We start from the raw sequence: 22,997 nt of genomic DNA on the forward strand, positions 1-22,997 counted from the left end.
CGTTAGATTGAACGCCCAGACGAGGAGAGACTCTACGCCGGCGTCAGCTTCGCGACTTCCGGCTTCATGTCATCCAGCACACCCGAGATCGCGGCAATTAGTTCGTCGATCTGGGCCTTGGTGACGATCAGCGGCGGGCAGATGGCGATCGCATCCAGCATATTGCGCGAGATCACGCCGCGTTCCTGGAGCATGCGGCTGGCCATGCCGCCGACCGCACCGGGCGTCGCCGCTGCCGTCTTGCGCCCCTTGTCGAGCACGAGCTCGAGGGCTGCGATCATGCCGACGCCGCGGACTTCGCCGACCAGCGGATGGCTGGTGAGCTCGCGCAGCTTGCCCTGCATGTAGCCACCGAGCTCGGCGGCATGCGCGACCAAGCCGCGCTCCTCGATGATCTTGAGATTTTCCAGCGCGATCGCCGAACCGACGGGATGGCCGCCCGCGGTAAAGCCATGGCCGAGCACGCCGATCTTGTTGCTCTCGTCCGCGATCGGCTCGAACATGCGGTCGTTCAGGATGATCGCCGACAGCGGGAAATAGCTCGACGTGATCTGCTTGGAGACGACGATCGCATCGGGCTTGATGCCGTAGGTCTCGCAGCCGAACATCTTGCCGGTGCGGCCGAAGCCGCAGATCACCTCGTCGGCGATCAGCAGGATGTCGTATTTGTTCAGGACTTTCTGGATCTTGTCCCAATAGGTCGCCGGCGGCACGATGACACCGCCCGCGCCCATCACCGGCTCGCCGAAGAAGGCCGCGATGGTGTCGGGCCCCTCCTTCTGGATCAGCGCGTCGAGCTCCTCGGCACGACGCGTGGCGAAGGCTTCCTCGCTCTCGCCGGGCGCGCCGTCCTTGTAGAAGTGCGGCGAGCCCGTGTGCAGGATGTTCGGCAGCGGCAGATCGAACGAGCGATGGTTGTTGGGCAGGCCGGTGAGGCTTGCGGATGCGATGGTGACGCCGTGATAGGCGCGCATCCGGCTGATCACCTTCTTGCGCTGCGGCTGGCCAAGCGCGTTGGAACGGTAGGCGATCAGCTTGAGGACCGTGTCGTTGGCCTCCGAACCGGAATTGGTGAAGAACACCTTGCTCATCGGCACCGGCGCGAGCGCAACCAGCTTCTCGGCCAGATCGATCGAGGGCCCATGCGATTTCGCGGAGAACGTGTGATAGAACGGCAACGCCAGCATCTGCTTGTGCGCGGCATCGACCAGCCGCTTCTCGTTGAAGCCGAGCCCGACGCTCCACAAGCCGGCCATCGCCTCGAAATAGCGCTTACCCGACGCATCGAAGACGTAAGGCCCCTCGCCGCGCTCGATCACCAGGGGACCGGCCTGCTGATGGGCGCGGGCGTTGGTGTAGGAATGGAGCTGATAGGCCACATCCCGGGCTTCTTGCGAATTGGGCAGCATGGACATTGCGGGGATCCTCAGGTCTTCACGTCGCCAGCGCAGCCGGCTTCATCCCTTGGCTATTGCGATGAGGCAGAACTTGCAACGCCAATTCGTTGGCAACAAACGCCCAGCAGCGTTGCACAAAGCCGCACACGGACCGGCCCTCAGGCCGCGCCGTCGTCATCCTCACCGCCGGCAGCCTCAGCGGCCTCCCTCACCTCGACCAGCGCCATCGCAAGCAAATAGATGGTCGTTGGCAGGCCGATGCGGCGCGCCGTCTCGGCGGCACGCGACAGGTCGCTCGCCAGCTCCTTGAGCTCGTCTCCCCGTGACAATGTCCCACCCATCCATCCGCCGATCGCGTGCACCTAGACCGCGACGGCGCCGCTGGTTCTGATCAGTTCGGCGCTGGACTGGATCGTAGCAAAATTGCCGATGACATTCACCACCGACTGCTTGTAGGCGACCGCCTCACCCGTTCCCGGCTGCCGGCAGGCCACGGCGTCGCCGACCATTTGGTAGCGATGGCTGCGGTGAAACCCCTCGACAATTGTGGCCAGAATGGTTTCGTCGAGGGAAAAGCCGATCAGAACGCAGCGCACGTTGCGGATACTGGACATGTAATCCCCGAACCGCGACGAGCTGTAGGCCGAGGGTAGCGGGTGCTCGAACGTCATCTCACCGGGCCGCGGCTTCGCCTCAGCGATCCAATCGGTCAGCCTGGATGCCGGATTGAACCAGGCGGCCTGGGCAATGCGCTTCAGATGCATCACCGGCCAGAGATTGTTGCGCCACAGCGTCAGCAGTTCCAGGGAACGCGAGGTGGCGGCGTCGCCGTCGAGGATGACGTGGCGACGCCCCTGGGTCAGATATTCGACCTGGAGATCCGCGCAGACCAGGATCAGCGGATCGTCGTGGATGGAGACCGACATTGTCGTGCGCGTAGCTGCTCCGGCTTCAGCGATAGGCGGGCGCGGGGTCCCGCAGCGGCGATGTCACCGCCCGCCCCGCCGAGGCATCGAGCACGCCCGGCCGATCCCAATCGCCCTCGGGACGGATGATCACGTAGGGATCGCTGTCCAGCGTGATGGCATCCGGCCCCGGCTCGATCTCCAGCAGCATTTCCGTATAGGAGAAATCCGAGAAGGTGATCTTGCGGTTGTGGCCGAGCGGCTTGGCGCCGAAATGAGCCCAGAAATCGACCAGCCGGTCCTGGGCCTGACCGTAAATCTTGCGGAACCCCTTGCGCTTCACGTAGTCGACACTCGCCTGCACCAGCTTGAACGAGACGCGTGAGCGCCGATATTGGTGACGCACCGCCAGCCGCTCGACCTTGGCGAAATCGCCGAAGAAGCGCACCCGCAGGCAGCCTGCAGGCTCGTTGCCGACGAAGCCGATGAAATGCGCGGCCACCATGTCGTTGCCGTCGAACTCCTCCTCGAACGGACAATTTTGCTCGGCGAGATAGACCGCGGAGCGAATGGCGGTGACAAGCATGAGATCGCCCACATCGCGCGCGAGGCGGATAGTGATGGCGCGGGAGTCTGGCTTGGCGAGAGGAAGCCTAGTGCCGTGCATCTGCAAAACTCCTTGCTTGGATGATCGCGCCCGGCATGCGCATTGACCGCCGGTTCCAGGGGCGCTCGTAACACCAGAGGTCGGACTGGAAACTTGGAACGGGCTCGAAGCCGGTCGCCTTCATGATGTCGCGTCCGGCCACGGTTGACGGGTGCGCATAGCAGTCGGCGTTGCGGAATCTTATCTGGCGCAGATGAGCCGCGGCTTTGCCGAGGCCCGCGATCCCGCGCCCCGTCGCCGCGATCGCCCAGATGTAGATGGCGGAAACCGCCTGGTCTGCCGAGGCAAGATGGCGCGTATCGGGCGCGGTCAGGCAAATCTCGTCGAGCAGCAACGCATCGTGCCCGCGATCGCTGAGGAACAGGAAGGCCATGCCACCGAGCAGATCGCCCTTTCGGCTGAAGGTCAGGAGGCTCTGGGGATCGCGGGCGACATATGTCGCAAGCTCCGCCGCCCCGACCCGCACGCCCGGCACCAGCCGATGCGCCATATCGCAAAGTGCGGCAATTTCGGAAAATTGCGCACAACGGACTTCGACGTCCGGACTCAGCGGCAGCGCGTCGAAATCATGCCTTGCGGCAAACGAGCCCCTTTCCATACCGATGTCGCCCCTCTATCGTTCGGGGCTTTTCGCGCCCCGCTACGCTGCGAAGCTTAGCGGCTGGGGATCTGGAGTATGCAGCAAGTATTGCACCGGGGTGCTGCGATGATGCAGCACCGTGAAGAAGCCCTGGATGCGTCTTGGGATGATTTGAAGCTATTTTTAGCGTGCGCAAAATATAAAAGTTTCCGCAACGCCGCCGAAGAACTCGGACTCACCTCCACGACGTTGATGCGTCGCATCGACCGGCTCGAAGAGCGCATCGACTGCAAGCTGTTCCTGCGCGACCAGAGCGGGCTTACGCTCAGCGACGAAGGCACCGCAATGATTGCCGACGTCGCGCATATGGAACGTCACGCCTTCAACGTATTCCGGCGCGCCTCGCGCTCGTCGAACGATACGTCGGGCACCGTGCGTGTCGCAGTGACGGAAGGCCCCGGCAATTTCTGGATCCTGCCGCGACTGATCGATTTCCAGAAAACCTATCGCAAGATCGCCGTCGATCTGCGCTGCGCGATGGAGCAGGCCGACGTCGCGCGGCTGGAGTCGGACATCGCGATCCAGCTCGAGCCGCCGACCAATCCCGATCTGATCGTCGCCAAGCTCGGTCGCCTGCACATCTATCCTTTCGTCTCCAAGGAATACGAGACCCTCTACGGCGTGCCGGCGACGCTTGCCGAATTGAAGAACCACCGCATCATCAAGCAGAGCGCGCCGCAGGTCGATGATGGCGCCTACGCCCGCGTTCTTGGATTGAAGTCGCTGGAAGGCATCGTCGGGATCAAGACAAACTCCTCGGTCGGCGTGCTTTATGCGGTCGAGCGCGGCGCCGGCATCGGCTTCCTGCCGACGGTGTCGATCGCGCTCGGTGCGCCGCTCATTGCCGTCGATCTCGGCGTCAGCCACCACGCCGATCTCTGGCTCACCTATCACAAGGAGTTCCGCACCTCCGAGCGCCACAAGATCGTGATCGACTGGCTAAAGAGGATCTTCGATCCCAAGACCTATCCCTGCTTCCGCGATGAGTTCATCCATCCGAACGCGCTGGTGCCGATGATGACGGCCGCGCGCGAGGGTTTTGGATTGACGGGCTATATCGCGGCAACGCCGACATAGACGCAAACTCTTATTTTGAGCATGATCTCCGCGCAAACGCGTTCCGCGTTTGTCGCGAGGGAAAACTGCTACACACTTTTCCGGATCATGCTCGCGCCTAAAACCTGTATTCGAAACCGACCGTGCCCTGGTGCGACGTCAGCTCGTTGCGGAACTTGCCGTCGTAATTGACGTAGAGCCGCGCGGTGTTGGTCAGGCTGAGCGAGGCCGAGGCGCCGGCGTCCATGCCGTAACGGCTCTCGCCGATGCCGGGGACGACGATGTTCTGGGTCCCGAGGCTGACCTGGACCGAGCCGAGGTTTTGATAAAAATTGTCGACGAACTTGCCGTAGGCCGACAGGTCCAAAATCTTCTGGTCGAAGATGAAGTAGCGCCCGATCTCGGCGCCGATCATGACGCGCGCGCGTGAGATCGCGCTCGAGCCAACGTCGAGCGGATCAAGTCCGCCAGCCTCCTGGAACGCTGCACCGGTGGCGTGGACATATTCGAGTGCGCCCTTGGGCACGACCCGCATCTGATCCTTGGTCCAGTAATAGCTGATCTCGGTCAGCGCGCCGTCGACGGCGGCGCGATAGCCAGCGGTCGCCAGGCCGAAACCGGTGTCGCGGCTGGAATGGACCTTGCCGAAACCGTGCACCACCGCGAAGGCCCAGGTCCACGGCCCCTTGTCGACCGAGCCGTTGAAGCCGACCTGGGTCAGGTCGAGCGTTGCCGATTGGAGCGCGAGCGGCACGTCGATGTCGGTATGGCTCTGATCAACGGAGAAACCGAGATTGACGCCCGGCGCAATCCGCGCGCCGAAGCCGGCGACGCCGCCAACCGTCTTGCGCTTGTCGCCGACGAAATCGCCCTGCGCGTCGGTCCGGACCGAGACGCCGTAGCCTTCGAACCAGGTGCGGTAGCGTGGATCCTCTGTGCTCTCGGACGCGCCGCCGCCACTGGGATTGGTGCGGAACGCCCGGTTGAAGCCGCCAGACGCCTGGTTTCCGAGCCGCTCCAGAAATCCGGAGCCGAGATCGAGCGTGCTGTTGCCAGCGGACTGGTCGTCATTGGTTGAGGTCTCTGACGGCACGGGCGGCGGCACCGGCGGACGGCGCTGTGCGAAGCTGGGCGTAGCTGCCATCACCGCGACGACTGCGAACGCCATGGCGATCGCCGTCACGATCCGGCGGACGCGGTCCAGCCCGATCGTTTGCCGTGTCCCGGAGGGCTGCGAGGGGCAGCTCATGACGACTAATCCCGAAGCAAAATGGCGGCCCGCAAAAATGCAACACGGCATGCGGCACGTGCGGCGATTTGTGCTGAACTGCCACGGAGGGTCAACCGGTTGGCTAGCTATAGCCGAGGCATTGCCCTCGATTGTGGTTCCGCGGCCACAGGTCGCAAATTGCAGAAGCACGGGCCCGGCCCGGTCTTGAAATTCGCGCACGGCTTGCTAACGCGCGATTTTCATGTTGCAATATCGGACACAATCGGAATTGGCGCTCGGCTGTGCGTTTCGCGACATTGAGACTCAAGACTCGAACAGACTCCCGGAAGCCCGTTTGTGGCGTGGCATGCGAAAAGCAGCCGCGTCTTTTTTGTATCTAGCGGAGGAGACTGCGATGCCACAAAAGGGCACCGTCAAATGGTTCAACCCGACCAAGGGCTATGGGTTCATCAAGCCAAACGGCAGCGATAAGGACGTGTTCGTCCACATCTCCGCCGTCGAGCGCGCCGGACTCTCGACCCTCAACGAAAACCAGGTGGTTGAATACGACCTCGTGGAGAACCGCGGCAAAGCATCCGCGGAAAACCTCAAGGTCTCCTGATTTCTCTCGAGCCTGACAAGCGAGAGATCATGACGTTGCCCCCGGCTCTGCCGGGGGATTTTGTTTGGGAAGCCGAACCACGTCTAAGTCGACGGCGTCCGAAGTTTTTCCAGCGCGACCTCCCAAGGAGCCGAGCTCAGAAGGTGGTGAATACAACCGCCCTGGTCGATGAAAATGGGTCCGTTTCCGGCAAGCTGAGAACTAAAGTTGCCCGTCTCGAAGAATTCGCGGGTGTTGTAGAAGAAGACCCACCCTTCACTAACCTCAACCGTTTTGCTCGGAGAGCATAAGGTGTTCACCGCAGGCCACGCCGATTTTGATCACCTCGGCTTCAGCAAGCGCGTAAGCCTGATCGGGCGACATCAGATGGTTGTCACCGGCGAAACCAGGAAATTCTCTGACGCCCCGCTTCCCGCTGTCTTGCAGACGTCGCCCACGATGTTGACCTTGCCGGTCGCGAGCAGCCGCAGCGCTTCGGGGTAGATGCGGTGCTCGACTTCGAGGATGCGCTCCGACAGCGTTTCGCCCGTATCGTGGTCGCTGACGGGGACCGCGCCCTGCATCACGATCGGGCCGGCATCGGTCTCGGGAATGACGAAGTGCACTGTCGCGCCGGACAGTTTAACGCCGGCGCGCAAGGCCTGACCGTGCGGGTCGAGGCCGGGGAACGACGGCAGCAGCGACGGATGGATGTTGAGCATCCGCCCGTACCAGGACCTGGTGAACTCAGCGGTAAACAGGCGCATGAAGCCGCCGAGGCAAATCAGCTCGATACCGTGCTGATCGAGGGCTGCTTGCAGCACCGCCTCGAAGCCGGCGCGGTCCTTGCCGAACGGCTTGCTCTCGATCACCAGCGTTGTCACGCCGCTCGCCTTGGCCCGCTCCAGCCCGAGCGCATCGGCCTTGTTCGAGATCACGAGCGAAATCTCAGCCGGAAAATCCGGCGCGGCCGCGGCCCTGATCAGCGCGCTCATGTTGGAGCCCCGCCCCGATATCAGGATGGCGACGCGCCGTCTCATCACAGCGCCAGATCGAGATGGCCGTTATAGACGACGCGATGTCCGCCCTCGGCCGGGATCACGGTGCCCAGCTGCGCCACCGTCTCGCCGGCTTCGGTGAAGACCTGCACAACCTCGTCGACCTTGTCCGGCTCGACGATCGCGATCATGCCGATGCCGCAGTTGAAGGTGCGCAGCATTTCGAGCTCGGCGATGCCGGCTTGCACGGCCAGCCATTTGAACACCGGCAGCACCGGCAGGCGCGCCAGATCGATGCCGACGCCGAGATGTTCTGGCAGCACGCGTGGAATGTTGTCGGTGAAGCCGCCGCCGGTGATGTGGGCAAGCCCTTTCACAGCGCCGGTCTCGCGGATCGCGCGCAGGCAGGATTTGACGTAGAGCCGGGTCGGCGTCAGCAGCGCGCCGCCGAGCGTCATGACCGGCGAGAACGGCGCCTGAGCCTCGAAGCCGAGGCCGGATTGCTCGACGATCTTGCGCACAAGCGAAAAACCGTTCGAGTGCAGGCCTGAGGAGGCCAGCCCGATCACGGCGTCGCCAACGGTGATGTCCTTTCGCGGCAACAGCGTACCGCGTTCTGCCGCGCCGACCGCGAAGCCGCCGAGATCATAGTCGCCATCCTTGTAGAGGCCGGGCATTTCGGCGGTCTCGCCGCCGATCAGGGCGCAACCGGACTCGCGGCAGCCCTCGGCGACGCCGGCAACGATCGCAGCCGTCGCCTCCGGGTCGAGCTTGCCGCAGGCGAAATAGTCGAGGAAGAACAGCGGCTCGGCACCCTGCACCACGAGGTCGTTGACGCTCATGGCGACGAGGTCGATGCCGATCCCGCCATGAATGCCGGTTTCAATCGCGATCTTGACCTTGGTGCCGACGCCGTCGGTGGCGGCGACCAGGATGGGATCCTTGAAGCCGGCCGCCTTGAGATCGAAGAGGCCGCCGAAGCCACCGATCTCGGCGTCGGCCCCGGGGCGCGCAGTGGCGCGCACCATCGGCTTGATCAGGTCGACCAAGCGGTTGCCCGCATCGATGTCGACGCCTGAATCGGCGTAAGTGAGGCCGTTTTTGCGGTCGGTCATGCCCGATTTCCAGTGGGTTTGCGGCTGGTTACGTCGAATTCCGGGGACGCGCAATGGCTCGCATGGCGCTCGGCGCGATACTATGTAGATATCAACGGGTTCAGCCTCCAAACGGGCCGGATTCGAGGTCAGGCCGGGTGCCGGGAAGCGCCGCGTGAGTATTCCGAATATCATTACGTTGGGCCGCATCATGCTGGTCCCAATCATCGTCTGGGCCATCGTGTCGAGCCAAATGGAGGTGGCGTTCGCCGTCTTCCTGATCGCAGGCATCAGCGATGCCGTCGACGGTTTCCTGGCCAAGCGCTTCAACATGACGAGCGAGCTCGGCGCCCTGCTCGACCCGCTCGCCGACAAGGCGCTGCTGGTCTCGATCTACCTGGCGCTCGGCATCTGGGGTGACATCCCGCGCTGGATCGTGATCCTGGTGGTGTCCCGCGACATCATGATCGTCACTGCGGTGATCGTATCCTGGTTGTTCGACAAGCCGGTCGAGATGAAGCCGTCGAAAGTATCCAAGCTCAACACCGCAGCCCAGGTGGCGTATGCGGCGCTGGTGCTGGCCGCGCTTGCCTTCGGCTTCAAGCCGGCGCCCTATGATATCATCCTGATGGGCTTGGTCACGGTCTTCACGCTCTCCTCGGTGTCGCTCTATCTCGTCGAGTGGCTGCGGCACATGAGCACGATCGACGCCAAATGAGCCGGGATGCGGCCCCGCAAAAGGCCAACTCCCACCCGATGAAGTCGAATCTTTCAAGCGAAGCCGGCGCGCCGGCACGGAGCACAGCAAGCGTGTCAGGCCGCGTTCATCCCCGACAATTGGCGTTTTCGCTTCCGCATGCGGAAAGCCTGAGCCGGGACAATTTCCTCGAAGGCCCCGCCAACGCCGCCGGCCTCGCTTTGATCGACGGCTGGCCGGAATGGCCGAATCGGATCATGTGGCTCGCCGGCCCCGAGGGCAGCGGCAAGAGCCATCTCGCCGCGATCTGGGCCGAGGATTCCGGCGCCCGTTCCACCACGGCCAATGCGCTGACCCCTGCTTCCGTCCCGGGCGCGCTCGCCACCGGCGCGCTGGTGGTCGAGGATCTCAAGGCGAACGATTTTGACGAGCGCGCGCTCTTCCACCTGATGAACCTTGCACGTGAGGACGGCGCCTATGTGCTCTTCACCGGGCGCGAGGTGCCGGCGGCGCTGGACGTCGAGCTCCGCGACCTGCGCTCGCGGCTTCGGACGATCCCTGTGATCTCGCTGCTGCCGCCGGACGACCAGCTGTTCCGCGGCCTGATCGTCAAATTCTGCGCCGACCGCCAGCTCTACGTCGATGAGAGCGTCGTCAGCTACCTCGCCACCCGCCTGGAGCGGTCCTCGGCGGCTGCCCGCCGGGCTGTGGAACTGCTCGACAGCGAGGCCCTCAGGCTGGGCCGACCGGTGACCCGGGCACTGGCCGCTGAACTGCTGCGCGACAGCTGATATGGACGCTCGGCCCTCAGGCCGCTTGACGCGGTGGGGCGGCGGAACATCAATGTCATCGAAACGTCATCGCACTCACACATGCTCTCGCCGGTTTTGCGCAGAAGTCGCAAGTTAAGGCGAGACAGGATGGACCGGATTCTGATGGACTCTGCGCAAACTGTTGAAATTAAAGAAAAAGCCGCGGAGGCCGAGGGCCTGCCGGCGATCGCGTCGAGCCCCGAACGGTTCATCAATCGCGAGCTGTCCTGGCTGCATTTCAACCGGCGCGTCCTGGAGGAATCGGTCAATCCCAACCACCCCGTGCTGGAGCGGGTGCGATTCCTGTCGATTTCAGCAAATAACCTCGACGAGTTCTTCATGGTCCGCGTCGCCGGCATCAAGGCCCAGGTGCGCGAGGGCATTGCCGAGCGCAGCCCCGACGGCCTGACGCCGTCGGAGCAGCTCATCTTGATCAACCAGACCGTGTCGCAGCTTGCCTCCGACCAGCAGGCGATCTGGGCCGATCTGCGCGGCACGCTCTCCGGCGTCGGCATCGTGCTGGTCGACGGCAAGGAGGTCACCAAGACTGAGCGGGCCTGGGTCGAGGACTACTTCCTCAACAACGTGTTCCCGCTGCTGACCCCGCTGGCGATCGATCCCGCCCACCCCTTCCCGTTCATTCCGAGCCTCGGCTTCACCATCGCGCTCCAGCTCACGCGCGCCGTCGATGGCAAGCAGATGAACGCGCTGATCCGCATGCCCGGCAAGATCGACCGCTTCATCCGCCTGCCGGCCGACGGCAAGGTGGTGCGCCTGATCTCGCTGGAACAGGCGACCGCCCTGTTCATCAACCGCCTGTTCCCCGGCTACAATCTCCACGGCCAGGGCGCTTTCCGCGTCCTCCGCGACTCCGAGCTCGAAATCGAGGAAGAGGCCGAGGATCTCGTCCGCCTGTTCGAGACCGCGCTGAAGCGGCGCCGCCGCGGGTCGGTGATCCGGCTCGAGATCGACGCCAAGATGCCGGAGCAGCTGCGCAACTTCGTGCAGCACGCGCTCTCGGCCGCCGACGACGAGGTGTTCCTGGTCGACGGCGTGCTCGCCATGAACGAGCTCTCGCAGCTGACCCGGCTCGACCGGCCCGATCTCGAATTCACGCCTTATGTGCCGCGTCATCCCGAGCGCGTGCGCGAGCATGGCGGCGACATCTTTGCCGCGATCCGACAGAAGGACCTCGTCGTCCATCATCCTTACGAATCCTTCGACGTGGTGGTGCAGTTCCTCCAACAGGCGACGCGCGATCCCGACGTTGTCGCGATCAAGCAGACGCTCTACCGCACCTCCAACAATTCGCCGATCGTGCGCGCGCTTGCGGAAGCCGCCGAAGCCGGCAAGTCGGTCACCGCACTGATCGAATTGAAGGCGCGCTTTGACGAAGAGGCCAACATTCGTTGGGCGCGCGACCTCGAACGCGCCGGCGTCCAGGTCGTCTACGGTTTCCTCGAGCTGAAGACCCACGCAAAGCTCTCGATGGTGGTGCGCCGCGAGGGCGGCAGCCTCACCACCTACGTCCACACCGGCACCGGCAATTATCACCCCGTGACCGCGCGCATCTACACCGACCTCTCCTACTTCACCTCGGAACCGACCATCGGCCGCGATGCCGCGCGCGTGTTCAACTTCATCACCGGCTATGCGGCGCCGAGCGATCTGGAAAAAATGGCGGTATCTCCGCTGACGCTGCGCAAGCGCATGATCCAGCACATCCAGGGCGAGACCGAACACGCCCGTCACGGCAAGCCCGGCGCGGTCTGGATGAAGATGAATGCGCTGGTCGATCCTGACATCATCGACGCGCTCTACGAAGCCTCCCAAGCCGGCGTCCAGATCGAGCTCGTGGTGCGCGGCATCTGCTGCCTGCGGCCCGGCATTCCCGGCCTGTCGGAGAACATCCGCGTCAAATCGATCATCGGGCGCTTCCTGGAGCACGGCCGAATCTACTGCTTCGGCATGGGCCAGGGCCTGCCGAGCGCCAAAGCGGCTGTGTATATCTCGTCGGCCGACATGATGCCGCGCAACCTCGACCGCCGCGTCGAGGTGCTGTGTCCGCTACAGAATCCCACGGTGCATCAGCAGGTTCTCGAACAGATCATGGTCGCGAACCTGAAGGACAATGAGCAGAGCTGGCAATTGTTGCCGGACGGGTCCTCAACGCGTATGAAGACCGCGAAGGGCGAGGAGCCTTTCAACGTCCACAACTACTTCATGACAAATCCGAGTCTGTCTGGCCGTGGAAAGTCGCTCAAGGAATCCTCGCCGCGTCGTCTCACGCGCCGTAATGAACGTCATCCATCCTGATCGGGGATTGCTGACGTGACGCGGCCGCGCAAGCGCGGCTCGAGCGTCGCTGTCATCGATATCGGCTCCAATTCGGTTCGTCTCGTCGTCTACGAGGGACTGACGCGGAGCCTCATTCCGATCTTCAACGAGAAGACGCTGTGCGGCCTCGGGCGTGAGGTGCAGAGCACGGGGCTGCTTGCGCCCGATGCCGTCGACAAGGCGCTGACCTCGCTCAAGCGGTTTCGCGCGCTGTGCCGGGTGATGCAGGTCGGCCGCGTGTTCGCGATCGCGACCGCCGCGTGCCGCGACGCCTCCAACGGTCCCGACTTCATTGCGAAGGCCGAGCGCATCTGCGCCGTAAAGATCGAGATCCTGTCCGGCCCGCGCGAGGCGCGGCTGTCGGCGCTCGGCGTGATCTCCGGCATCCATCATCCCGACGGCATCGTCGGCGATCTCGGCGGCGGCTCGCTCGAACTGATCGACGTGCGCAGGAACAGCGCGCGCAGCGGCATAACCTTGCCGCTCGGCGGCCTCGCGCTCCAGGATCTCGCCCACAAATCGCTCAAGCGCGCCGACCGCATCGTGCGTGAGGCGCTCGACGAGGTGCCGCAGATCAAGGCGGGCAGCGGCCGCAGCTTCTATGCGGTCGGCGGCACCTGGCGCGCACTCGCGCGCATCCACATCATCCAGAGCGGCTATCCGCTCCAGGTGATGCACGGCTACTCCATCTCCGCGGCTGAAGCGCTCGACTTCTCGCGCCGTCTGCGTCGTCTTGCGGCCGTCGACATGCTCGCCGACATCGAGATCGTCGCGGATGCGCGGCGCCCTCTCCTCACTTATGCAGCGCTGGTGCTCGAGCACATCATCCGCGTGGCGAAGCCCAAGACCATCGTGTTCTCGACTTTCGGTGTGCGCGAGGGCCTGCTGCACGAGAAGCTGTCGGAGACCGAGCGCAACAAGGATGGGCTGATCTGCGCGGCCGAAGAGCTGAACCAGCTGCTCTCGCGCTCGGCGCGCCATGCCCGCGAGCTGATCGGCTGGACCGACCGCCTCGCGCGCGTGGTCAAGCTGCGCGAGACCGAGGAGGACCGTCGCCTGCGTCACGCCGCCTGTCTGCTCTCCGACATCGGCTGGCGCGTGCATCCCGACCACCGCGGCGAGCAGACGCTCAGCCTCGTCGTCAACGGCAATTTCGGCGCAATCACCCACATCGAGCGCGCCTTTGTCGGGCTGTCGGTGTTTTATCGCTATGCAGGCCTGAGTGAGGAAAACCAGCCGCCGCTGACGATGCAGGAGCTGCTGACTCCGGCGCAGCTCGAACGCGCCCGTCTGCTCGGCGCGGCGTTTCGTGTCGCGCATCTGATCTCGGCAGCGCGGCCGGGCGTGCTGCCGGCCACGCATTTCCGCAGCCACGGCCGTAAATTGATGCTGGTGTTCGAGCACCGGCTCGGCGATCTCGTCGCCGACCGCGTCGGCAGCCGCTTCAAGCAGCTCGCCCGCCTGATCGGCCGCGCCGGCTCGATCGTGAGGCGCTGAGGCTTATTCCGCAGAGGCTTTTGCGTGCTCGAGTGCGGCGTGGCTCAGCCTGCGCCGGCGCCAGATCGAGCCGACGACCAGCACGACCACGACACCGAGCGCGGCGAACAGATATTCGGCGCCACCGCCGCCATGGGCAAATTGCGGCGGGATGTGCAGGCTGCCGAGCATGTTGTCCAGCGAGGCGCCGAACGGACCTTCGGATAGCGTGTGAAGCTTCGGTGCGATGCCCGGATCGGTTGCGATCACCTCGCCCGCGATCCAGCCGAGCAGCGCCGCGCCGGCCCAGACCAGGAAAGGCAGCTTCGAGAGCAGCGCCATGATCAGCGCCGCGCCTGCGACGATCAGGGGAACGCTGATGGCTAGGCCGAGCACCAAGAGGGGCACACTGCCATTGGCAGCGGCGGCGACCGCGATGACATTGTCGAGACTCATGACGATGTCGGCGACGACGACGATCTGCACCGCCTGCCACAGATGCGAAGCGGACTCGACGCCGTCCTCGTCCTCATTTTCCGGCACGAGCAGCTTTGCCGCGATCACGATCAGTGCGAGACCGCCGACCAGCTTGAGGTACGGCAACTCCATCAGGCTCACGACGATGCCGGTGAAGATGATCCGCAGCAGCACCGCAGCGCCGGCGCCGAGCACCATGCCCCACAGCCGGTGCCGCGGCTTCAGGCCGCGGCAGGCCAGCGCAATCACCAGCGCGTTGTCGCCGGAGAGCAGGATGTTGATCCAGATGATCTTGCCGACCGCGACCCAGAAGGTCGGTTCGGCCATCTCACTGCGAAACTGGGTGAAGAATGCCCCGATCGTGGCGGGATCGAAGATCTGCCAGAGCCAGTTCACAATCAGTCCTTTCGCCCCGTCGACTTAACTTATCGGCTTTTAGCCGACGATCTCGTTGCCCGAGAAGAACTGCGCGATCTCGATCGCGGCGGTCTCCGTGGCGTCCGAGCCGTGAGCCGAGTTTTCGCCGATCGACTTTGCGTAGAGCTTGCGGATGGTGCCGTCGGCAGCCTTCGACGGATCGGTCGCACCCATCGCGTCGCGGTACTTGGCAACGGCGCCCTCGCCTTCCAGCACCTGGACCACGACCGGGCCCGAGGTCATGAACTCGACGAGCTCGCCGAAGAACGGGCGGGCCTTGTGGACGGCGTAGAAGGTTTCAGCCTGTTCCTTGGTCATGCGGATGCGCTTCTGCGCGACGATGCGCAGGCCCGCCTTCTCGATCACGGCGTTCACGGCGCCGGTCAGGTTACGCGCGGTCGCGTCGGGCTTGATGATCGAGAAAGTGCGTTCGATGGCCATGATCTTGTCCTTGAAGGAGAAAGCGGTGGTTCGGAGTTGCCGGGCTTATATCGGCGCCTTCGCGATACGGCAAGCGACCGCCGCAGCAGCCCACGGGCGCTTCGCCGCAGGGCCAAGACCCGAATTCCCGGCCGAATTCCAACATGGATTACAACGATTTCACCCAGATGAACCCAATCTGAAGGCTTCATCAGGCTTTGGTTCAGCCTCGCCGGGATAACGTCAGGTCCATCGAAACCAAAGCCTCCTCCCGAGGCGGACCGTTTCGGAAGGCCTTTCCATCGACGCGGTAGCCCCGCGCCGGCAGTTTTCAGGAGATCATCATGTTGAGGAAACTTTCGCTTGCTGCAGTCGCCGCGGTCGCGATTGGTGCCGCGCTGGCACCAACCTCCGCCTCCGCTCACTGGCATGGCGGCTGGGGCTGGCACGGCGGCGGTGGCGGTTGGCACAGCGGCGGCTACGGCTGGGGCGGACCGCGCTTCTCAGCCCCCGTCTCCTACGGTTATGGCGGCTGCTATGTGCGCCGGCTGGTCCCGACCCCCTGGGGACCCCGCTGGCGGCTGATCAACCGCTGCTACTGAGCCCGACAGCACCTTCCCAAAATACCGAGGTACCGCGCCCCCACGGTACCTTCCAAGCGAGGCCCCGGCGTCCCCCCGCCGGGGCCTTGTTTTTGGGCAGATTCGACGAATTCATACAATTTTTACTAGAATACCAGGCATTCCCGACGCTTGGCGAAACCATTTCGGGGGCCAATGACTTGGTACCGTGTCGTTACCTAGAGAACACGGAACCTCACAATGACTGGCCTTTTCGCCAATGACAGCGAACAGATCGACCGGCGGACCAGTCGCTCGATTTGCGATGCCGTGGGCGAACGGCTTCAGCAGAGCCTTCGCCCCGACCCCCGGCTCCCGACGCATCTCGAACAGCTCCTTGACGAGTTGAAGAAGCGTGACCGCGATAGTGGCCCGCACTGATCGACGGGACATAGAAAAACGGGTTGCGTTTGATCGCGGCTGCGGTGACAAGGCCGCATGCTGTCCATCACTGACCTCTCCATCCGTCTCGCCGGACGCCTTCTGATCGACCAGAGCTCCGTGCAGATCACGCCCGGCTCGCGCGTCGGCATGGTCGGGCGCAACGGCACCGGCAAGTCGACGCTGTTCAAGGTAATCCGCGGCGAGCTTGCCGCCGAACACGGCACAGTCACCTTGCCGCCACGCTGGCGCGTCGGCAGCCTGGCGCAGGAAGCGCCGAACGGCCCCGAAAGCCTGATCTCGGTCGTGCTCAAGGCCGACCTCGAACGCGACGCGTTGCTGCACGAAGCGGAGAGTGCGACCGATCCGCACCGGATCGCGGAAATCCAGACCCGGCTCGTCGACATCGACGCGCACTCGGCCCCGAGCAGAGCGGCCGCGATCCTCTCCGGCCTCGGCTTTTCAGCTGCCGATCAGCTGCGCCCCTGCGCCGAATTCTCCGGCGGCTGGCGCATGCGCGTCGCGCTCGCCGCAACGCTGTTCGCGGCGCCCGACCTGTTGCTGCTCGACGAGCCCACCAACTATCTCGATCTCGAAGGCACGCTGTGGCTGGAGGATCACCTCGCGCATTATCCGCGCACGGTGATCGTGATCAGCCATGACCGCGACCTGCTCGAAAGCTCCGTCGACCAGATCCTGCATCTGGAGCGCAGCAAGCTGACGCTCTACAAGGGCACCTACTCCTCCTTCGAGGAGCAGCGAGCCACACGCGAGCTGCTCGATGCCAAGGCGGTCAAGCGCCAGGAGGCCGAGCGCGCCCGCCTGCAAGCCTTTGTCGACCGCTTCAAGGCCAAGGCGTCGAAGGCGCGCCAGGCTCAATCCCGCGTGAAAATGCTGGAGCGACTGAAGCCGATCAATGCGCTGGTGACCCAGGACGTCCGCGAGATCACCTTCCCGGCCCCGGAGAAGTTGCTATCGCCGCCGATTATCGCCGTCGACAACGCCTCGGTCGGCTACGATCCGGCAACGCCCGTGCTCGGCCGCGTCACGCTTCGCATCGACAATGACGACCGCATCGCGCTGCTGGGCGCCAACGGCAACGGCAAGTCGACGCTGGTCAAGCTGCTCGCCGGACGGCTCGCGCCGTTCTCCGGCAAGGTGACGCGCGCCGACAAGCTGTCGATCGCCTATTTCGCGCAGCATCAGCTCGACGAATTGAACGAGGACGCCTCCGCCTATGATCACGTCCGCAAGCTGATGGGCGATGCGCCCGAAGCAAAAGTGCGGGCGCGCGCCGGCGCGATCGGCTTTTCCGGCAAGGCGGCCGACACCAGGGTCGGCAAACTCTCGGGCGGCGAGAAGGCGCGTCTGCTGCTGGGGCTTGCCACCTTCTTCGGCCCCAACATGATCATCCTGGACGAGCCCACCAACCATCTCGACATCGACAGCCGCGCCGCGCTTGCCGAGGCGATCAACGAATTTCCCGGCGCGATCATCATGGTCTCGCACGACCGCTACCTGATCGAGTCTTGCGCCGATCAGCTCTGGATCGTCGCCGACCGCACCGTGACCAATTACGATGGCGACCTCGACGAATACCGCCGCCTGGTGCTGTCCTCGCGCAACGCGGAAGCCGCCCCGCGCGAGCGCAGTGCCACGAGCGAGAAACCGCAGCGCGCGAGATCAGATAATCGCGGCCCGCTGAAGAAGCGCATCGCGGAAGCCGAATCCGAGATCGCCCGCGTCAGCGAGATCATCGCCAAGATCGACACCGCGCTGGCGCTTCCCGACATTTTTACGCGCGATCCCAAGCAGGCCGCGCAACTGTCGAAGGCACGCGCGAATGCCGCGGACGCGCTGGCGCGCGCCGAGGAGCAATGGTTAGAGGCGAGCACACAGTATGACGAGGCGGCGGGGTAGGTCTGACTACTCGATGACGCGATCGGCACGAGCGAGCAGCACGGGCGGCACATCGACGCCGAGCGCCTTGGCCGTCTTCAGATTTATGACCAGCTCGTAACGGCGGGGCGCCTGAATCGGTAGATCGTGCGGCGAGGCCCCTTTCAGAATGCGATCGATATAGTCGACGGGCGCGCTGACAAGCTCGTCCCAGACGAATGTGTAAGACATCAGCGCCCCGCCATCGACGGCGCCCAACACGGAATTCAGGGCGTTCACGCGAAAGCGCGCGCATTGGGCAACGATGTGGTCGCGATGCCCGTTGGTGAAGGGTTCTGGAATGACGAGCAGGCTGCTGTTCGGCGTGCGGCCGAGCGCCTCGAGCTGTGCTTCGGTCTCGCCGTCATTATGCGTCCGCATCTCGACCACCTCTACTCCGGATGCAGCATCCCTCGCCGCGGCGACAATGCCTGGCGCATAAGGCGCGGTATCCGGATTGAAGAGGATCGCTACGCGGGCAAGTTTCGGAGCAAGCTCGCGCAACAGCTGCATCCATTTGCCGCCGATCTCGAAATCCCAGGTGACGAAGCCGGTGATGTTGCCGCCGGGATGTCCGAGGCTGTCGGCAAGCTTGAAGCCGACCGGATCGATCACCTGCGTGAACACGATCGGAATCGTCGTGGTCTGCTGCCGCAGCGCCAGCGTCGCCGGCAAGCCCTGGGCATAGATCACCTCGGGCGCCAACGCCACGAGCTCAGCGGCGGACGCACGCGTGTTGGCAAGATCGGACAACGCGCCGCCGAAGCGGTAGTCGATGTGGACATTGCCGTCCTCGACCCAGCCCACTTTTCCCATGGCCTCGCGGAACGGCTTGAGGAAGGCCTTTGCCACCGGCACATCGATGTTTGCCGCAAGGCCGACGAGCACGCCGACACGGCGTACCTGTTTGGCCGGCTGCCCTCGCGCGCCCGGCGGCGCGGCCACAGTAGCCGTTAATCCGGCAATGAATTCGCGCCGTCTCATGCCCCGTCCCCAATAGCGTATGGCAGCACTGTAACCGTCCGGGCGCGGCATTCGATAGATGCAAGCCGTGTTGCACATCGGAAAATGTCAGGCTGGGCAAATTTGCTGCGGCCCGTCGCGCGCCGCGCGGCACCATGCTACGAAACAGGGACCGGCCTTTTCGGCCCCAAGGATATTTGGATAGGTAATTTTTAAGGGGAGATCTCAGATGTCGTCACCCGAACCGATCAAATTCACCGATGGCGCGGCTTACGAGCGCTTCATGGCGCCCTGGAGCCGTTCGGCCGGGACTCTTTTCCTCGACTGGCTGGCGCCGGGCTCCGGACAGGCCTGGGTTGATGTCGGTGCCGGCAACGGCGCGTTCACTGAGCTCATTCTTGCGAAGTCCGCGCCTTCATCCGTCTGCGCGATCGATCCCTCAGACGCACAAATTGAGACTGCACGCCAAAAGTTCTCGGCAAAGCAGGTCGAGCTGTCGATTGGCGATGCGATGGCCCTTCCCTACGACGCCGACCGCTTCGACGTCGCGGTGATGGCGCTGGTGCTGTTCTTCGTCCCCGACCCGCGCACGGGCGCCTCGGAAATGCTCCGCGTCACCAAGCCCGGCGGCATTGTCGCGTCTTACACCTGGGACGTCATGCGCGGCGGCACCCCTACGCAGCATTTGTGGGAGGAGATAGACGCGATGGGCAAACCGGCCGCACGTCCGCCGAGCGCGGAGGTCTCGCGTTTCGCAGCGCTGAAGGCGCTTTGGGCGGAGCTCGGCATCCGCGATGTCGAGACGCGCGAGCTTGTCGTCGAACGCACCTTCGCTGACTTCGACGATTATTGGCTATCCATGGTCGTGAGCAGCCCGAGCGGAATCGTCGGGAAACTGTCGGATGCGGAGAGCGCGGAGCTGAAACGCCGACTGAAGGACAGACTGCCGGCAAGCGCGACTGGAGAGATCACGGTTCACGCCTGGTCGACGGCGATCAAGGGACGAAAGGCCGCTTGATGCGTGCAGCCTTTACGTCGCCGCTTTCTTCTTCGCCTTCGGCTTCACCGGCTTCGGAACAACCGGCGCCTCCGGCGTGCCCTCGATCGAGGACAGACGGCCGGATGTAAACGTGTAGATGCCCGCGCGTGGACCCGTGTTCCAGGTAACCACCGCGACGCGCCGGCCGGCGGCATCACCGGAGAGATTGACGTTCGAGGGCGCGCCGATGCCGCGCACCACGTCGCATTCGGTGTGGCCGAGCGCGACCGTGCCGCCCATGGCCGCGGGCGCCGTGGTCGACGCGTTGGCGTCAGCCGGCCCAGGAGGCGGTGCCATGCCGGGGCATGCGCCATCGGCGCTGACGAGATCCTCAGCCCCCACTGGCTTGTCGGGGGTCAGCGGCGGCGACTCGATCGAGATGTTCTTGATGAACAGGCGGCTCGGCTTGTTGAACCATTCGGCGTCTTTCGACAGCAGATCGGTTCCGCCCGAGCAGCCCGCGATCAGCGGCGCGACAGCGGCCAACGCAACTATGAGCGACTTTGGAAGCTTTTGGTGTCGCACGATAAACTAAATTCCCCGCCTGAAGGACCAGTCCTAAGCGATTGTCCCAACATCACTTTGCGGCACGAAGGTGACCGAAACCAGCTTGCCGTCGAAAGTACAAATTATCATTAATTGCAAACGATCGCTAATTCCGCCGCTGCCACCGGCCCCGTTCGTCGGCCTGCCAATAGGTGACCTCAAATCCGCGCGTCTTGCAATCCGTCCAGGTGCTGCGGGCCAAGGCAAGTGCGTCGGGATCCTCGCCGTTGAACAGCAGCACCATGCGCTCGTAGCTCTGGCAGTCCTGCGGCAGCGCCGCATTGTCGACCAGGAAGCGGACATTGGCGCCGTTCGGATTGTCCTCCTCGATCGCCAGCACGATCGGCTGGTCGGCGGCGTCGGTGACGCGCCATGTCGCGTGGGGCAGGAAGGAATCGTCGCGATAAGTCCACAGATGCGCGTCCAGCGCATCGGCGCGTTCCGGCGAAGTCGACTGCACCACGACGCGCCAGCCCCGCTCCAGCGATTTCTCGAGAAGCGGCGGCAAGACGTTCTCAACCGTCATGTTTTGCAGATGGTAGAACAGCACCTCAGTCATTTCAGGTCATTTACGCTCGTAGTGATCCGCAACCAATCGATCAAGAAGGCGGACGCCATAGCCGGAAGCCCAGCTCTGGTTGATCTCGGTCTTCGGCGCGCCCATCGCGGTGCCGGCAATGTCGAGATGCGCCCAGGGCGTGCCGTCGACGAAGCGCTGGAGGAACTGCGCCGCGGTGATCGAGCCGCCATGACGGCCGCCGGTGTTCTTCATATCGGCGAACTGGGAATCGATCAGCTTGTCGTATTCGGGGCCGAGCGGCAGGCGCCAGACCTTTTCTCCGCTCTCGATACCGGCCGTCAGCAGCCGGTCGGCAAGCTCGTCATTGTTGGAGAACATGCCGGCATGCTCGGTGCCAAGCGCGACCACGATCGCGCCGGTGAGCGTCGCCAGATCAACCATGAATTTCGGCTTCGTCTTCTTGGCCACGTACCAGAGCACGTCGGCCAGCACGAGACGGCCTTCCGCATCGGTGTTGATGATCTCGATGGTCTGGCCCGACATCGAAGTCACGATGTCGCCCGGCCGCTGCGCGTTGCCGTCGGGCATGTTTTCGACGAGGCCGATGGCACCGACCACATTGGCCTTGGCTTTGCGCGCCGCGAGCGCATGCATCAGGCCGACGACGCAGGCCGCTCCCCCCATGTCGCCCTTCATGTCCTCCATGCTGCCGGCCGGCTTGATCGAGATGCCGCCGGTGTCGAAGCAAACACCCTTGCCGACGAATGCGACCGGCGCCTCGCCCTTTTTGCCGCCATCCCAGCGCATGATCACGGTGCGGCTCGGCCGCGCCGAACCCTGGCCGACGCCAAGCAGCGCGCCCATGCCGAGCTTCTGCATCGCCTTGACGTCGAGCACTTCGATCTTGACGCCGAGCTTGCGGAGTTGACTGGCGCGCCGCGCGAACTCCTCGGGGTAGAGCACGTTCGGCGGCTCGTTGACGAGGTCGCGCGCGATGATGACGCCGTCGACGATTGCGCCGGCCGAGGCGAAGGCCTTTTTCGCCGAAGCCGCATCACCAACCGCCAGCGAGATGTCGGCGCGCAGGCCGCCCTCCTCGCCGTCCTTCTTCCTGGTCTTGTAGCGGTCGAATTTGTAGAGGCGCAGCCGCAGGCCCGAGGCGATCGCAACCGCCTGCTCGCTCGTCATGGCGCCGTCGGGCAGTTCCGCCATGATGGTCATGGCCGCGGAACCCGTCTTGAGCTTGCTCGCCGCCATGCCGCCGAATTTGAGGAAATCGTTCGCCTTCAAGGCTGACGCCTTTCCGGTCCCGATCACGATCAGGCGCTCTGCCCTCACGCCCTCGGGGGCCAGGATGTCCAGGGCCGCTCCGCTTTTACCTTTGAATGAGGCGGTGGCGGCTGCCCGCTTCACGAGTTCGCCAGCGCTACCCAGCGCCTTCGCCGTCGCCGGTCCCAGCTTCAGACCCTCGTCACAGAACACGATCAGGATGCCACGGGCGGCGGAAGCCAACGGGACGAAGCCGACCTTGATGGCATCGGACATGGGTAACTCCTCAAGAACATGGGACTTTTTGCCGGTCGGCGATCCCGGCCAAAGGTCGGAGCTGAACGGCGATTCACTGGACTTTCCACACTATGGGCCACAGGCACGGCCGATGCCAAGCACCGCCCGTGGCGCGAACGCCACAACGAGGGAAATATTAACCATATATTGACGGCGCCACGGGGCAGCCATTTTGTTGACGGATCAAAGGGATGGTAGTGAGAAAGTGAACGGCGGACGA

25 protein-coding genes are annotated in these 22,997 nt (G+C 64.0%); 10 read left to right on the forward strand and 15 right to left on the reverse strand.

The genetic code is table 11. The features are described from left to right. Nucleotides 1-32: 32 nt before the first annotated feature. From UP06_RS02850 to UP06_RS02865, 5 genes are all read right to left on the reverse strand, one after another. Nucleotides 33-1,415 (reverse strand): aspartate aminotransferase family protein, encoded by a 1,383-nt coding sequence (locus tag UP06_RS02850; RefSeq protein ID WP_045000278.1) that lies wholly within the window; start codon nucleotides 1,413-1,415, stop codon nucleotides 33-35. A 140-nt stretch (nucleotides 1,416-1,555) separates the two neighbouring features. After that, nucleotides 1,556-1,726, reverse strand: a complete 171-nt coding sequence (locus UP06_RS41380; RefSeq protein ID WP_197087108.1) for a hypothetical protein — start codon at nucleotides 1,724-1,726, stop codon at nucleotides 1,556-1,558. 33 nt (nucleotides 1,727-1,759) lie between these two features. Continuing rightward, on the reverse strand, nucleotides 1,760-2,323 hold the full coding sequence (locus tag UP06_RS02855; protein ID WP_045000280.1) for an isochorismatase family protein: 564 nt from the start codon (nucleotides 2,321-2,323) through the stop codon (nucleotides 1,760-1,762). A 25-nt stretch (nucleotides 2,324-2,348) separates the two neighbouring features. After that, the gene (locus UP06_RS02860) at nucleotides 2,349-2,969 is read right to left on the reverse strand and encodes a GNAT family N-acetyltransferase (protein WP_045000282.1); all 621 of its coding nucleotides are present in this window, start codon (nucleotides 2,967-2,969) and stop codon (nucleotides 2,349-2,351) included. After that, nucleotides 2,956-3,567 carry a hypothetical protein gene (locus tag UP06_RS02865; protein WP_045000284.1) on the reverse strand — a complete coding sequence of 204 codons (612 nt, stop codon included), beginning with the start codon at nucleotides 3,565-3,567 and terminating at the stop codon, nucleotides 2,956-2,958. The genes UP06_RS02860 and UP06_RS02865 overlap by 14 nt, the downstream gene beginning before the upstream one ends. A gap of 78 nt (nucleotides 3,568-3,645) precedes the next feature. Here UP06_RS02865 and UP06_RS02870 point away from each other — a divergent pair, with 78 nt between their 5' ends. Then, the gene (locus UP06_RS02870; RefSeq protein ID WP_045000285.1) at nucleotides 3,646-4,686 is read left to right on the forward strand and encodes a LysR family transcriptional regulator; all 1,041 of its coding nucleotides are present in this window, start codon (nucleotides 3,646-3,648) and stop codon (nucleotides 4,684-4,686) included. A 97-nt stretch (nucleotides 4,687-4,783) separates the two neighbouring features. Here the strand turns inward: UP06_RS02870 and UP06_RS02875 are convergent, their stop codons facing one another. Then, nucleotides 4,784-5,914, reverse strand: a complete 1,131-nt coding sequence (locus UP06_RS02875; protein ID WP_045000286.1) for an autotransporter outer membrane beta-barrel domain-containing protein — start codon at nucleotides 5,912-5,914, stop codon at nucleotides 4,784-4,786. Nucleotides 5,915-6,290: 376 nt separating this feature from the next. Between UP06_RS02875 and UP06_RS02880 the strand changes: the two genes are divergently transcribed. After that, entirely contained in the window at nucleotides 6,291-6,497 is a 207-nt protein-coding gene (locus UP06_RS02880) for a cold-shock protein (protein WP_007591938.1), read from the forward strand. Nucleotides 6,498-6,580: 83 nt separating this feature from the next. Here UP06_RS02880 and UP06_RS42640 read toward each other — a convergent pair whose 3' ends face one another. The 3 genes from UP06_RS42640 to purM form a co-directional block, all read right to left on the reverse strand. After that, a complete protein-coding gene (locus tag UP06_RS42640; protein ID WP_082081213.1) occupies nucleotides 6,581-6,796 on the reverse strand; it encodes a YrhB domain-containing protein in 216 nt (71 codons plus the stop codon). Nucleotides 6,797-6,859: 63 nt separating this feature from the next. Then, nucleotides 6,860-7,516, reverse strand: coding sequence for a phosphoribosylglycinamide formyltransferase (gene purN / locus UP06_RS02885; RefSeq protein ID WP_045000288.1), 657 nt, complete (start codon nucleotides 7,514-7,516; stop codon nucleotides 6,860-6,862). Next, entirely contained in the window at nucleotides 7,516-8,589 is a 1,074-nt protein-coding gene (purM, locus tag UP06_RS02890; RefSeq protein ID WP_045000290.1) for a phosphoribosylformylglycinamidine cyclo-ligase, read from the reverse strand. Before purM ends, purN begins: the two co-directional genes overlap by 1 nt. A 154-nt stretch (nucleotides 8,590-8,743) precedes the next feature. On the opposite strand from purM, the gene UP06_RS02895 reads away from it, so the two are divergent. From UP06_RS02895 to ppx, 4 genes are all read left to right on the forward strand, one after another. Continuing rightward, nucleotides 8,744-9,286, forward strand: a complete 543-nt coding sequence (locus tag UP06_RS02895) for a CDP-alcohol phosphatidyltransferase family protein (protein ID WP_045000292.1) — start codon at nucleotides 8,744-8,746, stop codon at nucleotides 9,284-9,286. Nucleotides 9,287-9,378: 92 nt separating this feature from the next. Continuing rightward, on the forward strand, nucleotides 9,379-10,056 hold the full coding sequence (locus tag UP06_RS02900) for a P-loop NTPase family protein (RefSeq protein ID WP_045001108.1): 678 nt from the start codon (nucleotides 9,379-9,381) through the stop codon (nucleotides 10,054-10,056). Nucleotides 10,057-10,200: 144 nt separating this feature from the next. Beyond that, on the forward strand, nucleotides 10,201-12,393 hold the full coding sequence (locus tag UP06_RS02905; RefSeq protein WP_045000294.1) for an RNA degradosome polyphosphate kinase: 2,193 nt from the start codon (nucleotides 10,201-10,203) through the stop codon (nucleotides 12,391-12,393). A 15-nt stretch (nucleotides 12,394-12,408) separates the two neighbouring features. After that, nucleotides 12,409-13,911 carry an exopolyphosphatase gene (ppx, locus tag UP06_RS02910; RefSeq protein WP_045000297.1) on the forward strand — a complete coding sequence of 501 codons (1,503 nt, stop codon included), beginning with the start codon at nucleotides 12,409-12,411 and terminating at the stop codon, nucleotides 13,909-13,911. A 3-nt stretch (nucleotides 13,912-13,914) separates the two neighbouring features. On the opposite strand, the gene UP06_RS02915 is transcribed toward ppx, so the two are convergent. After that, a complete protein-coding gene (locus UP06_RS02915; protein WP_045000299.1) occupies nucleotides 13,915-14,763 on the reverse strand; it encodes a TerC family protein in 849 nt (282 codons plus the stop codon). Nucleotides 14,764-14,802: 39 nt separating this feature from the next. Continuing rightward, a complete protein-coding gene (gene ndk / locus UP06_RS02920; protein ID WP_045000301.1) occupies nucleotides 14,803-15,225 on the reverse strand; it encodes a nucleoside-diphosphate kinase in 423 nt (140 codons plus the stop codon). Between the two features lie 323 nt (nucleotides 15,226-15,548). Between ndk and UP06_RS02925 the strand changes: the two genes are divergently transcribed. From UP06_RS02925 to UP06_RS02935, 3 genes are all read left to right on the forward strand, one after another. After that, the gene (locus UP06_RS02925) at nucleotides 15,549-15,806 is read left to right on the forward strand and encodes a hypothetical protein (protein ID WP_045000303.1); all 258 of its coding nucleotides are present in this window, start codon (nucleotides 15,549-15,551) and stop codon (nucleotides 15,804-15,806) included. A gap of 219 nt (nucleotides 15,807-16,025) precedes the next feature. Then, on the forward strand, nucleotides 16,026-16,205 hold the full coding sequence (locus UP06_RS02930) for a hypothetical protein (protein ID WP_045000305.1): 180 nt from the start codon (nucleotides 16,026-16,028) through the stop codon (nucleotides 16,203-16,205). A 57-nt stretch (nucleotides 16,206-16,262) separates the two neighbouring features. After that, complete coding sequence (locus UP06_RS02935; RefSeq protein WP_045000307.1) at nucleotides 16,263-18,125, forward strand: ABC-F family ATP-binding cassette domain-containing protein; 1,863 nt, start codon at nucleotides 16,263-16,265, stop codon at nucleotides 18,123-18,125. A gap of 6 nt (nucleotides 18,126-18,131) precedes the next feature. Here the strand turns inward: UP06_RS02935 and UP06_RS02940 are convergent, their stop codons facing one another. Further along, nucleotides 18,132-19,127: an ABC transporter substrate-binding protein gene (locus tag UP06_RS02940; protein ID WP_045000309.1), complete on the reverse strand. Its 996-nt coding sequence runs from the start codon at nucleotides 19,125-19,127 to the stop codon at nucleotides 18,132-18,134. Between the two features lie 208 nt (nucleotides 19,128-19,335). Here UP06_RS02940 and UP06_RS02945 point away from each other — a divergent pair, with 208 nt between their 5' ends. Further along, nucleotides 19,336-20,124, forward strand: a complete 789-nt coding sequence (locus tag UP06_RS02945) for a class I SAM-dependent methyltransferase (protein WP_045000310.1) — start codon at nucleotides 19,336-19,338, stop codon at nucleotides 20,122-20,124. Nucleotides 20,125-20,136: 12 nt separating this feature from the next. On the opposite strand, the gene UP06_RS02950 is transcribed toward UP06_RS02945, so the two are convergent. From UP06_RS02950 to UP06_RS02960, 3 genes are all read right to left on the reverse strand, one after another. Continuing rightward, nucleotides 20,137-20,631: a hypothetical protein gene (locus tag UP06_RS02950; protein WP_197087125.1), complete on the reverse strand. Its 495-nt coding sequence runs from the start codon at nucleotides 20,629-20,631 to the stop codon at nucleotides 20,137-20,139. 166 nt (nucleotides 20,632-20,797) lie between these two features. Continuing rightward, nucleotides 20,798-21,250 carry a DNA polymerase III subunit chi gene (locus tag UP06_RS02955; RefSeq protein ID WP_045000313.1) on the reverse strand — a complete coding sequence of 151 codons (453 nt, stop codon included), beginning with the start codon at nucleotides 21,248-21,250 and terminating at the stop codon, nucleotides 20,798-20,800. A 6-nt stretch (nucleotides 21,251-21,256) separates the two neighbouring features. Beyond that, the gene (locus UP06_RS02960) at nucleotides 21,257-22,756 is read right to left on the reverse strand and encodes a leucyl aminopeptidase (protein ID WP_045000314.1); all 1,500 of its coding nucleotides are present in this window, start codon (nucleotides 22,754-22,756) and stop codon (nucleotides 21,257-21,259) included. Between the last annotated feature and the right edge of the window lie 241 nt (nucleotides 22,757-22,997).

The sequence above is a fragment of the Bradyrhizobium sp. LTSP857 genome (assembly GCF_000938285.1).
GTDB lineage: Bacteria > Pseudomonadota > Alphaproteobacteria > Rhizobiales > Xanthobacteraceae > Bradyrhizobium.

Excerpts from the sequence above, each read along its gene's own strand:
- UP06_RS02850 (WP_045000278.1), bottom strand. The coding sequence starts at position 1,415 with ATGTCCATGCTGCCCAATTCGCAAGAAGCCCGGGATGTGGCCTATCAG.
- UP06_RS02855 (WP_045000280.1), bottom strand. The coding sequence starts at position 2,323 with ATGTCGGTCTCCATCCACGACGATCCGCTGATCCTGGTCTGCGCGGAT.
- UP06_RS02860 (WP_045000282.1), bottom strand. The coding sequence starts at position 2,969 with ATGCACGGCACTAGGCTTCCTCTCGCCAAGCCAGACTCCCGCGCCATC.
- UP06_RS02865 (WP_045000284.1), bottom strand. The coding sequence starts at position 3,567 with ATGGAAAGGGGCTCGTTTGCCGCAAGGCATGATTTCGACGCGCTGCCG.
- UP06_RS02870 (WP_045000285.1), top strand. The coding sequence starts at position 3,646 with ATGCAGCAAGTATTGCACCGGGGTGCTGCGATGATGCAGCACCGTGAA.
- UP06_RS02875 (WP_045000286.1), bottom strand. The coding sequence starts at position 5,914 with ATGAGCTGCCCCTCGCAGCCCTCCGGGACACGGCAAACGATCGGGCTG.
- UP06_RS02880 (WP_007591938.1), top strand. The coding sequence starts at position 6,291 with ATGCCACAAAAGGGCACCGTCAAATGGTTCAACCCGACCAAGGGCTAT.
- purN (WP_045000288.1), bottom strand. The coding sequence starts at position 7,516 with ATGAGACGGCGCGTCGCCATCCTGATATCGGGGCGGGGCTCCAACATG.
- purM (WP_045000290.1), bottom strand. The coding sequence starts at position 8,589 with ATGACCGACCGCAAAAACGGCCTCACTTACGCCGATTCAGGCGTCGAC.
- UP06_RS02905 (WP_045000294.1), top strand. The coding sequence starts at position 10,201 with ATGGACTCTGCGCAAACTGTTGAAATTAAAGAAAAAGCCGCGGAGGCC.
- ndk (WP_045000301.1), bottom strand. The coding sequence starts at position 15,225 with ATGGCCATCGAACGCACTTTCTCGATCATCAAGCCCGACGCGACCGCG.
- UP06_RS02925 (WP_045000303.1), top strand. The coding sequence starts at position 15,549 with ATGTTGAGGAAACTTTCGCTTGCTGCAGTCGCCGCGGTCGCGATTGGT.
- UP06_RS02930 (WP_045000305.1), top strand. The coding sequence starts at position 16,026 with ATGACTGGCCTTTTCGCCAATGACAGCGAACAGATCGACCGGCGGACC.
- UP06_RS02935 (WP_045000307.1), top strand. The coding sequence starts at position 16,263 with ATGCTGTCCATCACTGACCTCTCCATCCGTCTCGCCGGACGCCTTCTG.
- UP06_RS02940 (WP_045000309.1), bottom strand. The coding sequence starts at position 19,127 with ATGAGACGGCGCGAATTCATTGCCGGATTAACGGCTACTGTGGCCGCG.
- UP06_RS02945 (WP_045000310.1), top strand. The coding sequence starts at position 19,336 with ATGTCGTCACCCGAACCGATCAAATTCACCGATGGCGCGGCTTACGAG.
- UP06_RS02955 (WP_045000313.1), bottom strand. The coding sequence starts at position 21,250 with ATGACTGAGGTGCTGTTCTACCATCTGCAAAACATGACGGTTGAGAAC.
- UP06_RS02960 (WP_045000314.1), bottom strand. The coding sequence starts at position 22,756 with ATGTCCGATGCCATCAAGGTCGGCTTCGTCCCGTTGGCTTCCGCCGCC.